The organism is Paenibacillus sp. FSL H8-0280 (genome assembly GCF_045040665.1).
Classification (GTDB): domain Bacteria; phylum Bacillota; class Bacilli; order Paenibacillales; family Paenibacillaceae; genus Paenibacillus; species Paenibacillus xylanexedens_A.
Genome location: NZ_CP150296.1, coordinates 5,863,743 through 5,878,967, shown reverse-complemented (window position 1 = coordinate 5,878,967; position 15,225 = coordinate 5,863,743). Strand labels below are relative to the sequence as shown.

The 15,225-nt window shown below is 45.8% G+C and carries 19 protein-coding genes; 18 read left to right on the top strand and 1 reads right to left on the bottom strand.

What is annotated here, in order from left to right; genetic code table 11:
* Positions 1–66: 66 nt before the first annotated feature.
* Entirely contained in the window at positions 67–414 is a 348-nt protein-coding gene (locus MHI12_RS25715; protein ID WP_074096436.1) for a dehydrogenase, read from the bottom strand.
* Between the two features lie 160 nt (positions 415–574).
* On the opposite strand from MHI12_RS25715, the gene MHI12_RS25710 reads away from it, so the two are divergent.
* From MHI12_RS25710 to MHI12_RS25625, 18 genes are all read left to right on the top strand, one after another.
* Positions 575–1,189, top strand: coding sequence for a DedA family protein (locus MHI12_RS25710; protein ID WP_036607012.1), 615 nt, complete (start codon positions 575–577; stop codon positions 1,187–1,189).
* Positions 1,190–1,191: 2 nt separating this feature from the next.
* The gene (locus MHI12_RS25705; protein ID WP_017692292.1) at positions 1,192–1,761 is read left to right on the top strand and encodes a thioredoxin family protein; all 570 of its coding nucleotides are present in this window, start codon (positions 1,192–1,194) and stop codon (positions 1,759–1,761) included.
* Positions 1,762–1,767: 6 nt separating this feature from the next.
* Positions 1,768–2,400 carry an MBL fold metallo-hydrolase gene (locus MHI12_RS25700; protein WP_062836481.1) on the top strand — a complete coding sequence of 211 codons (633 nt, stop codon included), beginning with the start codon at positions 1,768–1,770 and terminating at the stop codon, positions 2,398–2,400.
* Between the two features lie 608 nt (positions 2,401–3,008).
* The gene (locus MHI12_RS25695; RefSeq protein WP_405170694.1) at positions 3,009–3,254 is read left to right on the top strand and encodes a hypothetical protein; all 246 of its coding nucleotides are present in this window, start codon (positions 3,009–3,011) and stop codon (positions 3,252–3,254) included.
* A gap of 103 nt (positions 3,255–3,357) precedes the next feature.
* Positions 3,358–3,888: an RNA polymerase sigma factor SigY gene (sigY, locus tag MHI12_RS25690; protein ID WP_405170693.1), complete on the top strand. Its 531-nt coding sequence runs from the start codon at positions 3,358–3,360 to the stop codon at positions 3,886–3,888.
* A 2-nt stretch (positions 3,889–3,890) separates the two neighbouring features.
* On the top strand, positions 3,891–4,226 hold the full coding sequence (locus tag MHI12_RS25685) for a YxlC family protein (protein ID WP_341008879.1): 336 nt from the start codon (positions 3,891–3,893) through the stop codon (positions 4,224–4,226).
* On the top strand, positions 4,219–4,449 hold the full coding sequence (locus tag MHI12_RS25680) for a sigmaY antisigma factor component (protein ID WP_341008877.1): 231 nt from the start codon (positions 4,219–4,221) through the stop codon (positions 4,447–4,449). The genes MHI12_RS25685 and MHI12_RS25680 overlap by 8 nt, the downstream gene beginning before the upstream one ends.
* A gap of 131 nt (positions 4,450–4,580) precedes the next feature.
* On the top strand, positions 4,581–4,964 hold the full coding sequence (locus MHI12_RS25675; RefSeq protein ID WP_024631336.1) for a hypothetical protein: 384 nt from the start codon (positions 4,581–4,583) through the stop codon (positions 4,962–4,964).
* Positions 4,965–5,141: 177 nt separating this feature from the next.
* Positions 5,142–5,615 carry an IS200/IS605 family transposase gene (gene tnpA / locus MHI12_RS25670; RefSeq protein WP_307536646.1) on the top strand — a complete coding sequence of 158 codons (474 nt, stop codon included), beginning with the start codon at positions 5,142–5,144 and terminating at the stop codon, positions 5,613–5,615.
* Between the two features lie 311 nt (positions 5,616–5,926).
* A complete protein-coding gene (gene gatC, locus MHI12_RS25665; RefSeq protein WP_036607033.1) occupies positions 5,927–6,214 on the top strand; it encodes an Asp-tRNA(Asn)/Glu-tRNA(Gln) amidotransferase subunit GatC in 288 nt (95 codons plus the stop codon).
* A 27-nt stretch (positions 6,215–6,241) separates the two neighbouring features.
* Positions 6,242–7,699: an Asp-tRNA(Asn)/Glu-tRNA(Gln) amidotransferase subunit GatA gene (gatA, locus tag MHI12_RS25660; protein ID WP_036667997.1), complete on the top strand. Its 1,458-nt coding sequence runs from the start codon at positions 6,242–6,244 to the stop codon at positions 7,697–7,699.
* A gap of 26 nt (positions 7,700–7,725) precedes the next feature.
* Positions 7,726–9,165, top strand: coding sequence for an Asp-tRNA(Asn)/Glu-tRNA(Gln) amidotransferase subunit GatB (gene gatB / locus MHI12_RS25655; RefSeq protein WP_405170692.1), 1,440 nt, complete (start codon positions 7,726–7,728; stop codon positions 9,163–9,165).
* Between the two features lie 96 nt (positions 9,166–9,261).
* A complete protein-coding gene (locus tag MHI12_RS25650) occupies positions 9,262–9,726 on the top strand; it encodes a GNAT family N-acetyltransferase (RefSeq protein WP_405170691.1) in 465 nt (154 codons plus the stop codon).
* Between the two features lie 32 nt (positions 9,727–9,758).
* Complete coding sequence (locus MHI12_RS25645) at positions 9,759–10,469, top strand: MgtC/SapB family protein (protein ID WP_017692302.1); 711 nt, start codon at positions 9,759–9,761, stop codon at positions 10,467–10,469.
* Positions 10,470–10,616: 147 nt separating this feature from the next.
* On the top strand, positions 10,617–11,210 hold the full coding sequence (locus MHI12_RS25640; protein ID WP_405170690.1) for a hypothetical protein: 594 nt from the start codon (positions 10,617–10,619) through the stop codon (positions 11,208–11,210).
* Positions 11,211–11,236: 26 nt separating this feature from the next.
* On the top strand, positions 11,237–12,646 hold the full coding sequence (locus MHI12_RS25635; RefSeq protein ID WP_405170689.1) for a DUF4097 family beta strand repeat-containing protein: 1,410 nt from the start codon (positions 11,237–11,239) through the stop codon (positions 12,644–12,646).
* 171 nt (positions 12,647–12,817) lie between these two features.
* Complete coding sequence (gene perR / locus MHI12_RS25630; RefSeq protein WP_026081471.1) at positions 12,818–13,240, top strand: peroxide-responsive transcriptional repressor PerR; 423 nt, start codon at positions 12,818–12,820, stop codon at positions 13,238–13,240.
* A gap of 142 nt (positions 13,241–13,382) precedes the next feature.
* Positions 13,383–15,113 (top strand): glycosyl hydrolase family 18 protein, encoded by a 1,731-nt coding sequence (locus MHI12_RS25625; RefSeq protein ID WP_405170688.1) that lies wholly within the window; start codon positions 13,383–13,385, stop codon positions 15,111–15,113.
* Positions 15,114–15,225 lie beyond the last annotated feature (112 nt).

The window sequence follows — 15,225 nt, the reverse complement described above, 5'->3', positions numbered from 1 at the left end:
CGCTTCAGCCTTGCTGCGTCTTTCAGTAGGTTTGAAGACACAGCTACCCGCCTCATTCCTCCATATCTACAGACGATAACCGCCAAATGCATGCTGAAACGCATCTTTTAATGGTTCAACATCTACTTCCCACATCGCGGCGATCTCTGCACTGACATCCGTGTTCCACCACTCACATAATTTCTTGCGGTTGTCGCGATTCTCCCCAATCCAGAGCAGATTTGTGATCACCTTACCGTAATAATATTCTTCCGCCTGCTTCATCCGTTCGGGGGAGACATATACTTTTAGCCTTTTGGCTGTCCGGTACAATTCCTTGCTGCATGCTCTGCGAATTCCTCTGGCGGAAGGAAGGTTTTGACCGGATTGCGTATGTTTGACCGGCGGAGAACCGGGTATTGACTTGTGTGACATCTTCTCACGCTCCTCTCCCCATACCATATGCGGACTGCTGCGAACGGGACACTATCCTAACCTCGTGATGTAGCAACGTCCACAGCCCTGTGATAAAATAGGGACGAACATCCATGGTGCGGAGGGGCACCGCCAATCAGGATGGAGAAAGAGGGTTGAGATGGACTTTATTCATAACCTTGTTGGCCAATTGTTCGATTGGATTCAAAGTCTTGGGTACTTTGGAATCATGCTTGGATTAATGTTGGAAGTTATCCCAAGCGAAATTGTGCTGGCGTATGGAGGTTTTCTCGTTTCACAAGGTAATATCAACTTCTTCGGTGCTATGATTTTTGGTACGGTGGGCGGTGTGATTGCCCAGTTATTTATTTACTGGATTGGCCGTTATGGCGGCAGACCTGTACTTGAACGCTACGGTAAATACATACTCATCCAGAAAAAACACATCGACCATTCCGAGGAGTGGTTCCGCAAGTATGGTACAGGTGTCATTTTCACGGCGCGTTTTGTTCCGGTGGTAAGACATGCCATCTCCATCCCGGCTGGCATCACGAAAATGCACACAGGCAAATTCATCTTGCTTACTACACTCGCTGTTATACCTTGGACTGCATTGTTTATATATTTAGGGATGATTCTTGGAGATCAATGGAAGCATATTGATGAGAAAGCGGCGCCATATGTTATGCCTATTTTGCTTGTCGCTCTCGCCCTTATGATCGTTTATGTACTTATTAAATGGATGAATGTTCGTAAAAAGAAAGGAAGTGTCTAGTCATGGGTAAACCCAACTTGTCTCACAAATTCGGTAAAGGTCTTCCACCGAAAGATTTTATCGAGAGTATGACCAAGAACCAAAGTGAATTCCAGGCCAATTATGATAGCTTTACTTGGTCGAACGAAGAGGATCGTGAGTTCTTTGAGAGTCTGAACCATCGCGATGATCTGCGTGTGTTAATTCTGGCTGCTGACTGGTGCGGAGATGTTGTCCGTAATATTCCGGTTGTGTTCCAGGCGCTTGAAATCTCAGGAATTCCAACAGAAGTTCTGATTATGGAGAACCATCCGGAAGTGATGGATGAATTCCTGACGATGGGTGGCCGTTCCGTGCCAGTTGTTATTTTCGCAGATACAGGTGGTCATGTGTTGGGTCAGTGGGGACCTCGTCCGCAGCATGTACAGGAAGTCATGATTGAATTCAAACGCCTTAATCCAGATCGTGAAGCAGCAGATTATCAAGAAAATTTGGCTGTGGCGCGTCAAGAGATTGGTAAACGTTATGGGGAAGGAACGGAGTCACATGCGGCCATTATCCGTGAGCTGCGTGAACTGATTTCGGGTTACTAAGCCGATATGCTTAACATTCGTACGTTTTCATTAGGCCCGCTTCAGACCAATGCGTATCTCCTACAAGGAGATGATCCGGGCAAAGCCGTCATTATCGACCCAGGCATGAATCCAGGGCCGCTGCTTAAGGCGATCCAAGACTTGGAGATTGAAGCCATTCTCCTCACTCATGCTCACTTTGATCATATGGGCGGGGTAGATGAGATCCGTAAATTGAAGGGATGTCCCGTCTATCTTCATGACTTGGAGAGCGACTGGCTTACCACCCCGAAATTAAATGGATCTTTGAATTGGCCGCAGGCGACACCACCGCTTTCGACAGATCCTGCTGAATATGCCATGGACGAAGGGCAGAAGCTGAATCTGATTGGTCATACGTTTAAAGTGTTCCATACACCTGGACATTCACCAGGCAGTGTAAGTTTGCTTTGTGATAACGACCTGTTTGCTGGTGATGTGCTGTTCCGCATGGGTGTGGGCAGAACGGACCTGACAGGAGGGCGTGAACGGGATCTGATTGATTCAATCCAGAACAAGCTTTACACCTTTGCTGATGAGGTAAAAGTATATCCAGGTCATGGTCCAAAAACGACCATTGGTTATGAGAAACAGAACAATCCTTACGTGTCCGCAAGATAATCCGACATGATATGTGAAGAAAGTCTGGACAAGTGACAACTTTTTCATTAGAATAGCAATTAGTTGTTACAAGCGTTAAGGCATCATCTAACTGAAGCATTACCAAGAAACACCCAACCTCGCGAAGCACGCAGACTGTGGTCTATACCCGGTTTGCGTTCTTTTTTTGTTTTCAGCCCCTTTTTATCACAGAATTAGCCTTTTTTACGCTACATAGAGATGCAAGATGCGCTTCATCACAAGCCAGTTTTAGACCAATAGCAAGTTAGCAGTTAGTACAGATTGATTTAGAAATAATAAATTTTTAAAAATAGTATATAAGTTGAACTAATCATTTACAGGATAACGGAGAGTACAGAAAAAAACTGAAAAAGCGAAGCTACAAGCTTTCTGTAAGAAAGCTACTCCGAAAGCATACACTTCGCCTAAAAGCTTTCTGAAAGAAAGCTGCATCGGAAGCATACGCTATCACCGGATTTTCCCTTGAAGAAAAGGGAATCAAAAAATCTGGGGACAACAGCGATTGGAAGGTTATTCTGTCATCGTAGTGTCAGTGTAAATAATCTTTAGTTCAACTTATATAGATCAAGAGAGCGGGGAATATCAAAGTGGAGAAAACAAGAGTTATTCCGTTGAATCAGCGTGTCGAGTATCCGATCATTGAAGAAAACCGTCGCATATTGGAAAGTGGGAAAAGAGAAACAGGTACTGAGCGAGCTTTAATACATAACCCTAGCGTGGCCAATGAAATGATGAAGTCTCAGCAGAATATATGGACAAGCCGTGTTTTAAGAAATGGAGCCCGCAACCAACCATGGTTCGACAAGCTGCAAGATTACCGGAATCAAGTCTGATTGCCCGGGAAATTGTCGGGTTTTAATTTTTTTTTAATTCCATTGAACGTTTCTACAGAGCCTGTCGTATTAACTCCAGATTGAACGGGAAGCAGGTGATTTCATGATAAAGGCAGCTGAGCTGGAAGAGGTACGCAGAGCAGTATCGGGAGACGATAGTGCACTCGCATCGTTGTTGCAACGTCACTACACGTTTGTGTATAAGTATCTTGTCAAAGTGACAATGGACGCTAACCTCGCAGAAGAGACGGTGCAGGATACGATGATTCGTTGTATGGAAAATATCCATCGATATGATGGCACGTCTGCCTTTTCATCATGGATGATCACCATTGCGACTCGGATCTATATCGATAAGACAAGACGTAAGAAGAGAGAACAGAACTGGCTTGCTCTCATCCGTGATCAGGCTGTACGTCGATTCCGCTGGCAGCTTGAGACTCGGAATGAAGAATGGACAGATGTCATGGATGCGATGACAAGACTGACACCCGAACATCGTGTTGCAGTGCTACTGAAGCATTATTATGGATACGGGTATGACGAAATCGGGGAGATACTGGGTATTCCTGCGGGAACGGTGAAGTCACGCACAGCTTATGGTCTCCGTCAGTTAAGAAAGGAGCTGGAATAAGGATGAGCAGATCAGAAGATGCACAAGAACAAGAAGTTGTAGAACGATTGCAGCAACACATGAAAGTGCTGGATGATGCATTTGAGCCGACAAGTATTCCTTCTTTGGGTGCACTTGAAGCCCAAGTTAGGGAACGGAGACAGATTAGACGTCGAGCCAATTGGATCGAGATGATATGTTTCTGGTTGGTTGGATTGCTTGCCATTACCTTCGGGGCATTATTTTTCGTATCTGCTCCAGCTCTATATCTGGGAATCCAGGCTCTTGGTACAGCTGTTGCGGTGGTTTTGGTTGTGATTTGGGCTGGACGGCGCCGGAAGGAGGTTCATCATGAATAAAATGCATTATTCATTGGATGAGATTTCTCCACTGTGGCTTACATTGCTTGGCATTTTTCTTCTGGTTCAGGGCACATGGATCTTTCGGGACGCACGCAGACGTGGACATTTCCCTTGGTTATGGGGATTATGGGGCATCACCGGATTTCCCACGCCGCTCATAATATATTGGTTTGTCGTAATTCGATCACAGCGCAAGCCAGGTGGACGGAATCAGAAATAACATCATTTTAAAAATGGAAAAAAGATTTTGCACAAATATGTTGTTTAATTCTAGTATTCCTAGACATCGTTATTCTTTTCTAGTAGACTATACAAATAAATATTAATGATAGACTACCAGGAGGTTAGACGATGCTGCGATTAGGAGAGAAGGTTGTCATCGTCGCGGATGCGTTTGAGCAGAATCTTCCTGTGGGGGAATATGGTTTCATCATCGCTTATGACCGGAATCCGGACAATGCGTTCGATTACGTGCTTCGAGTGCCGCAGGTGAACCGGAACTTTTTTGTTCCATCCGGCGACGTCGATCTGGAAGAGGTTCTGCTGAAGCAGGAAGCTGAGCGGGTCGAGCGAGAAGCGTTGATAGATTACGCCCTTGCGACACACAATGAGAAGCTGTTTCATCATCTGATGAACGGAGATTTTCAAGCTGTGGAAGAGGAAGAGGAAACCGCGAACGATGTTATGTCACAGGCGGATTTTATAAAGCAGGTTAATCTGCGTGCATGGATTTAGAATTTTAAGAGTCGGCTAATGCCGGCTCTTTTTTATTATGGCTTTAGCCAGTTGAGTGCGTGTAACGCGCGAAACAAAAAACCACCCGCTATGCGGGTGGAGGAATCGAGGGTTTGACCACTAAGACCATTCCGATAAAATTGAGATGTTCAGGCTCAAAGAAAGGAATGGTCTTAGATGGCAAACAAGAGCTATAGCCTAGCTCACACAAAGTGGATGTGCAAATACCACATTGTATTCACCCCGAAGTATAGACGGAAAGAAATCTATAATCAAGTGAGAAAAGACTTAATCGAAATTTTTAGACGTCTATGTAAGTACAAGGGAGTAGAAATTATAGAAGGTCATATGATGCCCGATCATGTTCATATGTTGGTAGCGATTCCACCGAAAATAGCTGTCTCCACGTTCATGGGATATCTAAAGGGAAAAAGTTCGCTAATGATATTCGAGAAGCATGCCCAGCTCAAGTATAAATACGGCAATCGAAAGTTTTGGGCAGAAGGGTACTATGTGAGTACAGTGGGTCTAAATGAAGCAACGGTAAGAAAATATATTCGTGAACAAGAAGCACATGATCAAGCGTTAGATAAGCTGAGTGTAAAAGAATACGAAGATCCATTCAGCAGTAATCGGAGCAAAAAGAAGTAAAACCAGTTTAACTGGTGAGTGAAAGTGACAAACAACACTGAGCCTGAACAGCCCTGCTGTCAGGCTAGCGTCTTTAGGCGCAGTTTGGCAACAGGGGGTTATACCCCCAGAGCAAACCACCCGTTGGACGGGTGGTCCTGATTTTATAAGTTTGATTTTAGCTTCCCGGAAGCCCGTCAGGTCATTTGCATTGAATTGTCGAACTATCTCACCTATAATGAAAAAAGTTATCTTGAGACTTTAGCCCGTTAAACGAGCGATTCGTTTCAGGTCGTTTCGGGAATCAGACCGAATGAAGGAGGCATCCGCTAATGAGTATTTCGAATAATGACGTTCAGCATGTGGCCAAGCTGGCCCGGCTCAACTTGACTGCTGAAGAAGAACAGACCCTGACAGGTCAGCTGAACGCGATTTTAAAATATGCAGAAAAGCTGAATGAGCTGGATACAGAAGACATCGAGCCCACCACTCACGTTCTGCACGTAAGCAATGTTATGCGTGAAGATGAGACCAAAGAAAGCCTGTCGATTGAACAGGTGATGCGCAATGCACCGGAAGAAGAAGACGGGCAGTTTAAAGTGCCTGCAGTAATGGAATAACGGATAACCGGAAGGAGGACAAAAACTGTGAGTTTATTTGAACAATCGTTGCCTGAGTTACATAACAAGCTGCATGCCAAAGAGCTGTCGGTCAGCGATTTGGTGGATCAGGCGTATCAGAACATTGGTGCGCATGACGATAAAGTTAAGGCATATTTGGCACTGGATGAAGAACAAGCACGCGCTCGTGCACGTCAACTGGATGACCGTCTGGTTAGCGGCGAGGAGAAAGGTTTGCTTTTTGGTCTGCCTGTAGGTATTAAGGATAACATCGTTACGAACGGACTGCGCACGACGTGTGGTAGCCAATTCCTTCGTAATTTCGACCCGGTGTATGACGCGACAGTTGTCGAGAAATTGAAAGCTGCGGACACCGTAACTATTGGTAAACTCAACATGGACGAATTCGCCATGGGCGGCTCCAATGAGAATTCAAGTTTCTCCCCTGTACGTAATCCATGGGCACTTGATCGTGTTCCAGGAGGTTCCAGCGGTGGTTCTGCAGCAGCTGTGGCTGCGGGAGAAGCATACTTCACGCTTGGATCAGATACAGGTGGCTCTATCAGACAGCCTGCTTCGTATTGCGGTGTTGTTGGATTGAAGCCGACGTACGGACTTGTTTCCCGCTTTGGATTGGTTGCATTTGCATCATCCCTGGATCAGATTGGTCCTTTGACGAAAAATGTTGAAGATTCTGCTTATGTATTGCAAGCCATTGCTGGTTATGACGCCAAAGATTCGACATCTGCAAAAGTAGAGATCCCGGATTATTTGAGTGGACTGACAGGTGATGTTAAAGGGCTTCGCATTGCCGTTCCGAAAGAATACATCGGTGAAGGCGTCGATCCACAAGTGAAAGAAACGGTTTTGTCTGCATTGAAAGTTCTTGAAGGGCTCGGGGCAACATGGGAAGAAGTATCCCTTCCGCATACCGAATATGCGGTAGCTACGTATTACCTGCTGGCATCTTCAGAGGCTTCTTCCAACTTGGCTCGATTTGATGGTGTACGTTATGGCGTGCGTGCAGACAATCCGGATAACCTGCTGGATCTGTATCATCAGTCCCGCAGTCAAGGCTTTGGTCCCGAAGTGAAACGTCGTATCATGCTCGGAACGTATGCACTCAGCTCGGGTTACTATGATGCCTATTATCTGAAAGCACAGAAGGTACGTACATTGATCAAACAGGATTTCGACAATGTATTTGCCAAATATGATGTGATTATCGGACCAACTGCGCCAACTACGGCGTTCAAACTGGGTTCACAGGTGGATGATCCACTTACGATGTATCTGAACGATATTTTGACTATTCCGGTTAACCTTGCTGGTGTACCTGCTGTTAGCATTCCATGTGGATTCTCGGATGGATTGCCTGTTGGCCTGCAGATTATCGGTAAAGCCTTTGATGAAACAACGGTATTGCGTGTAGCGCATGCGTTTGAACAAAATACAGAATTCCACAAGCAGCGTCCGCAGCTGTAGACTGCCCGGAACGGAGGAATATAGAAATGTCCGCATCTAAATATGAAACGGTCGTTGGACTTGAAGTCCACGTGGAGTTGCATACCAACTCCAAAATTTTCTGCGGCTGCTCCACAGCTTTTGGAGCTCCGCCGAACACGCATACCTGCCCGGTCTGTCTCGGACATCCGGGCGTACTGCCAGTACTGAATCGTCAGGCGGTAGACTACGCAATGAAGGCAGCGATGGCCCTGAATTGTACGATTGCTGATGTCAGCAAGTTTGACCGTAAAAACTACTTTTACCCCGATTCACCAAAAGCTTATCAAATCTCGCAATTCGATCAACCAATCGGTGAGAACGGCTGGATTGATATCGAAGTGAATGGTGAAACGAAACGAATCGGTATCACACGTCTTCACTTGGAAGAAGATGCAGGGAAGCTTACACATATCGATGGCGGATACGCGTCTTTGGTGGACTTTAACCGTGTCGGTACTCCATTGGTGGAGATTGTATCCGAACCTGAGATTTCTTCTCCGGAAGAGGCACGTGCGTATCTTGAAAAATTGCGCGCGATCATGCAGTACTGTGATGTATCGGACGTGAAGATGGAGGAAGGATCACTGCGTTGTGACGCCAACATCAGTCTGCGTCCACATGGACAGGAGAAGCTGGGAACAAGAGCTGAGCTGAAAAACATGAACTCCTTCCGTGGTGTTCAACGTGGTCTGGAATATGAACAATATCGTCAGGCTGAAATTCTGGATGATGGCGGCGAAGTGGTTCAGGAGACGCGTCGCTGGGACGAAGCTCAAGGAAAAACACTGTCGATGCGTGGTAAGGAACAGGCGCATGACTACCGTTATTTCCCGGACCCTGATCTCGTGAAGCTGCATATTGATGAAGCCTGGAAAGAGCGCATCAAAGCTACCATACCTGAGCTTCCAGACGAGCGTAAGGCTCGTTACACGGCTGATTATGGATTGCCTAGTTATGATGCAGAGGTTATTACTTCATCCAAGGCTATAGCTGATCTTTTCGAAGATAGCTTGAAATTCACTCAGGATGCCAAATCCGTATCCAACTGGATCATGGGCGACTTGCTGGGTTACCTGAATACGAGCAATCTTGAGGTGTCTCAGGTTCCACTGACAGGTCAAGGTTTGGGTGAAATGATCGGACTGCTGGAGAAGGGTACCATTAACAGCAAAATCGCCAAAACGGTATTCAAGGAAATGCTGGAGAGCGGCAAGCTTCCACAGCAGATCGTTGAAGAGAAGGGTCTTGTGCAGATTAGTGATGAAGGCGCCATACTTGCCATCGTTGAGCAGGTTGTAGCGAATAATCCTCAATCCGTGGAAGACTATAAAGCTGGTAAACAAAAAGCCATTGGCTTCCTTGTTGGTCAGGTTATGAAAGAAAGTAAAGGCAAGGCGAATCCCGCTCTAGCCAACCAACTGCTTGCAGATGTACTGAACCGCTAATCCTTCCGGTGAGGCCGGACAGAAAGAGGCTCGTCCCTGTGACAGCCTCTTTTTGGTATTGATAGATACAAATGTATTTCGGACGGGGGAACGGATATGAACATTCAACCATTGTCACTGAGTGATCTGGAGACGTTGGGAGAGTTATGGAGACTACAACATGTAGCTTATCGATTGGAAGCCGAAATCATCGGATTTCAGGAGATTCCTCCTTTGATGGATACGATGGAGACACTTCGGGATTGTGGAGAGAGTTTTTATGGTTGTATCCATAATGACGGAGAGCTTATCGGGGCTGTCGCTGTAGCGGAGGAAGAGGAGAATACACTGACCATTACACGAATGATGGTGCACCCGGATCACTTTCGCAAGGGAATTGCGGCATCTTTGATGACGTATGTGTTGGAACAGCATGCGGATCTTCCGCGTTATATCGTCTCCACAGGAACGCTGAATCAACCCGCAGTGAATCTGTACACCAAATTTGGTTTTACGCCCGTGGAAGTCACACAGATTGCACCTGGAGTGGAATTAACGACTTTTCACAAGAATAAACTTTAATAATATTAACAACTTGAGGAGGAATACCGACTTTGGGCGATCCCTGGTTCATTGATGAGTGGCACATTTTATTACGATTATTGCTGGCTATGCTGCTTGGAGGGCTCGTAGGCCTGGAGCGGGAACGGTCCAATCATGCTGCCGGTTTGCGTACCCATATCCTGGTATGCCTTGGTTCTGCACTGATTATGATGTTATCTGTTTATGGCTTTAAAGATTTTGCTAATGAATTAAACGTAAGGATTGATCCAGCGCGTCTGGCTACTGCTGTAATTACTGGTGTTGGATTCTTGGGAGCAGGGACAATTCTCTTCACGGGAAAATCCATTACCGGATTGACTACAGCAGCTTCAATCTGGGTTGTTGCAGCCATTGGGCTCGCAGCAGGTGCGGGATTCTTTTTTGCCTCTATCGTATCCACCGTTCTGGTATTGCTTAATCTCTGGGTATTTAACAAATTAGAGCTAAGGTATTTACGAGGGAACAAACTGCATGTTGTTACACTTCATACCTTGTCAGAACCCGGTTTTCTCGAACAACTGTCTTCATGTATGGAGCAGGAGAAGATCAAAATTCGTAAAATTACCGTGAATGAACAAGACCTGGCTTATGCAGAGATGGTGTCAGTTGAACGCAAAATTGAGATTGTGTTACATGTTCAGGTACCGCATGATTTCCAAACGGTAGGTTTGGTATCCAAGTTAAGACAATGGGAACACGTTACTAAGGTGTCGATCGAATAAATGAATTACAACCCTCCCCAGGCCAGTAGTGCCGGAGGGTTTTTGGTCATATCCATATTTCTTCCAGTTACTCTCCGTGCTCTTTAGGGTACTATCTAACCAAATGCATGAAGAGCGGAAGGTCAGATCAGAAGAGAGGAGTATGTTATGAAACGGAGACGTCAATTGAATAAAAAGACCCGTACAGTTCAGACCAAACCGGTTAGAAATCGGACTCACAAGTTTATTGCGGGATTACTGAGTGCCATTATTCCTGGCCTGGGTCATATTTATCTGAGATTGTACATGAGAGGTTTGACCTTTATGCTGCTTGTTTTGCTTGATCTGTCAGCAGTGTTGTACTTCTCATCTATTGGTATACAGATCAATGTGCCATTGCTCATCTTACTGGCTTTGTGTATTCCGGTTATTTACTTTTACAATGTATATGATGTGTTGCAATCTGCAGATTGGGTCATGATGCGCAGACGTAGAGCAGTAACCCAGGCAACTTCGGACAAGCCGATATCCAATGAACGTTCTACACGAGATGCAATGATGGTCTGGGAGAGAGGCATATCGTTTGGATTACTTCTGATTGTGGGAGGGTCTTTGATGGTGCTGTTTTTCCGTAAACCACGTTGGTTTCAAGAGATTCTCGCCATGTACGGTGGATATTCATTTGCGGTTCTCATGATCGTAGGTGGTTTGCTTCTGTTTGGTCGTGAATTCTGGGTGATGTTGAACAAGAAAAAAATGTAGTGGAAACGATACAAGGAGGGAACGTGATGAACCGTAAAGTCCGGGTTGGCCGCTATACGGCTGCCGCCTTAATCATAGCGGTCGGTGTGCTGTTGATTTTGGATAAACGGTGGGGAACTGACTATGTGTATGAGATGGTGGATTGGTGGCCGTTTTTGCTCGTTGTTTTAGGTGTTGAATATATTGTGCTGTTCCTGTGGACACGCAGAAAAAACAAGGTGCAATCGGATAACCCGAGCAATCCTGATGAGCAAATCAAAGTACGTTTCAGACCCGATGCCAAAGGCATTCTAACCTCACTGATTTTGGCAGCTTCCGTATTTATCGTCACCGAGCAGGATCACTACATGCACTTATGGAATAGAGTGAGTCTAAATCTCGGAGCGGCATCCATGGACTACAGTCAAGCGGCAGGGTATATGGAGGATAAGGGCACGATTCGTGTACCTGTTCGCATGGATACGTCAGATTTGGTGGTTGAAGGTGTCAACGGAGATATCTCGGTACAACGCGGAGATACGGATGAGATTGAAGTACGGACAGTGATCTGGGTAGATCAGACGACGGAAGTACAGGCAAAGGCCGTTGCAGCAGCCTCTTTTGTAGAGGCCGATGGTACAAAAGTAATTTATATCAAAGCTACAGGCAAGACGTATGGTGACAATGAAAAAACACAGCCACGGATGAATCTTACCATTACGATCCCGGATGATCGTCGTTTTAATCTGGATATTCGAACTTCCAATGGAGCCATATTATTAAACCGTCCGGAAGCCATTAGTACCATACTGGCGGAAACGGGTAACGGACGTATCCGGATTACCAATGCTGTGGGAGATATCTCCGGGAAAACGTTGAACGGGGATGTCATTGTAGCCAATGCCATTGGTAATGTCGATCTGGACAGTAACCGTGGAGATATGAAGGCTCGCGGTATTTCCGGCGATGTAGATCTTGCTACACAAGTGGGAAGTATCAGTATTGCGGACTCCGTTGGTGAATTCATCGCAGAGACACGCAACGGCAATATTACGCTGGATGGAGCCAATCTGGGAATCAAAGCCCAATCGCTTAATGGCAGTATTAACATCGTATCTACCAAAGTCGGAGGGGACTGGGATGTGTACAGTGCGGTGGGAGCCATTAACGTATTACTTCCTGATCGTGGAGACTACAGTCTTGCGGGTTCCAGCAGTTATGGAGATCTAAGTACGGATCTGCCGTTCAAAGTACAGAATAAAACCATAGAAGGCCAGCTCGGTGAGGGCGAGTACAGGGTGAAAATTGAAGGCAACAGTGATCTCACCATTCAGAGCAACCCCGCTGTGTCTACACCGGATACAGTCACACAGGAAACTGAGGATAACGCTGAAGATATGGAACAAACGACCGAAGACGGAGCAAATTCCCAGGATGATTCTACAGAGGTTCCTTGACGGCCGCGTTGACAATAAACTTGTAATCGCCGTACAATAAATGTACACTGGCAAGATTACACGACACGAAAGATGTGTTGTCGTTGTTAATGGCCGGGAATCAACTCTGTACGATGAGCCAGCAATATTCTCGTCAGCAGAGAATGAATGAAAGGTAAGGCGGTGGGTTTTATGGCAACACGTGTCCAACATGCGTTGGAGCATCTGAAAACGACCGGTGTCCGTATTACACCCCAGCGTCATGCCATATTGAACTATCTGATGGAATCCATGGGGCATCCGACAGCCGATGAAATTTACCGAGCGCTTGAACCCCAATTTCCCAGTATGAGCGTGGCGACGGTATATAACAATTTGAAGATGTTTCTGGAAGCTGGCATGGTCCGGGAATTGACATACGGAGATAATTCAAGCCGCTTCGATGCCAATGTGACGGATCATTATCATGTTATCTGTGATCAATGCGGCAAGATTGAAGACTTCAGCTATCCTTCACTCAAAAGTGTAGAGCTTCAAGCAGAGTCTAGTACAGGATTCGAAGTACACGGTCACCGATTGGAAGTATATGGTGTTTGTAAAAGTTGCAGGGATTAAGAGAGTTGAATTACAATATTAACGTGCAGAATTCAGTATGGATTCTTCACGTTTTTTTTTTTAGCATTTATGCAAAATGCTCATCTTTATAACAACTTATGCGCACATCCTTATGATCAGCATAATTAACGGAGGTAGACGTTTGGGTAGAAAAAGCAGATATACACGTCAGAAGCGACGTTCATTTTGGCCCGGTTTTCTCGGGGCTTGTCTGATCGCCGGGGGGGCTTACTGGCTTATAACAAATGTATGGTTGAACCAGACCCATGAAGACCCCGACTGGGTAGGAAGAAGCCAGCCTATTTTTGTAGATGGGCAACTGATGGATGGAGACGCTCTGGGTACAGGAGATCAACTCAAGTTGCCTGTAGATGTGCTGCAAGAAGCGATTGATGCAGGCATACGTTATGAATCAGAATCGGGAGATATCATTATTGCCTCTCCTCAGCGAGTCCTTCATATGAAAGAAGGAAGCACGCAAGCAGAACTTAATCACAAAGATTATCCTATGACAGTTAAGCCTGAGGTTAAGGACGGAGAAGCCTATATTCCGCTCAAACCTTTGAAAGAAGTATATGGCATAACCGTACAGGAAGACTCAGTAACAGGTGCTGTGCTGCTGATGCGTGGAGGAGACTTGATACAGTATGCAGAGATTGATACATTATCCTCCAAAGCGGACAAGACCGTGCCGTTATATAAACGTGGGGGAGAATCCTCACCAATCATTGCCGATATGGAAAAGGATGCAAGGGTACGTGTATGGCAGACGGGGGATAAACAGAGTTTTGTTCAGCTCGATAATGGATATGCCGGATATGTAGATAATGATTATATTGTCCTCACCGAGAAAAAGAAGGTGGACTTGCCCAAGTATACGCTGACTGCAGCAGAGAAGAAGTGGCAGAATAAACCGGTAAATCTGGTTTGGGAAGCCGTGTACAATCGTCAGCCTGATGTGGGCTCTATCTGTAAAATGCCAGGTGTGAATGTGGTCAGCCCTACATGGTTTCATATTACGGATGGACAGGGCACTGTGAAAAGCAAGGGAAACCAAGCTTATGTGAACTGGGCTCACCATTCGGGTATGGAAGTATGGGGACTCATGGATAACAGCTTTGATCCGGACGTTACCAAAGAAGCTGTAGCTTCTTACGAGACACGCACGCATATTATTGAGCAGATGTTAGAGTATGCACAGACGTATCAACTGGATGGTATCAACATCGACTTTGAGAACGTGTATACCGATGATGGGCCGAATATTACGCAGTTTGTGCGCGAGATCAAGGCGATGGCTCGTATACATGGATTGATGTTATCAATCGATGTAACACCAAAATCGAACAGTGAGATGTGGTCTGCCTTTCTGGATCGCCGTGCATTAGGTTCTTTTGCAGACTATGTTATTGTGATGGCTTATGATGAACATTGGGCGGCCAGTCCTAAGGCAGGTTCGGTTGCATCTCTGCCTTGGACCGAGGCTTCCATGAGACGCATACTTGAGGAGGATGAAGTCCCTTCTAACAAGTTGATCATGGCGGTTCCGCTCTATACCCGGATATGGACGGAAGAGACGAATGATCAGGGTGAGGTTAAAGTGTCTTCCAAAGCGGTGGGCATGAATACCATCGTGGAGCTGATCAAAGAGAAGAAACTCAAACCTGAACTGGATCAGGCAAGTGGACAGAACTATGTGGAATATAAGGAAGACGGAGCTACCAAGAAAATATGGATCGAAGATGCCGTGTCCCTTCAGGCGCGTGTGGATTTGATTGCTTCGTTGAAGCTGGGCGGAGTAGCAGCATGGAATCGAAGTTTTGCTAATGCTTCTGCATGGGAGGTATTAAAGCAGGCCGGTTACCAGAAATAATTTACTCAAACTCAGAGTGTCTGCTTGCTTTAATTTATTTTCGCTAAGCTCAAAGTTTCTCATTGGGTACCATCATACGTGCAGTCTACTGTTTTATTGGTCGTAGAACTTA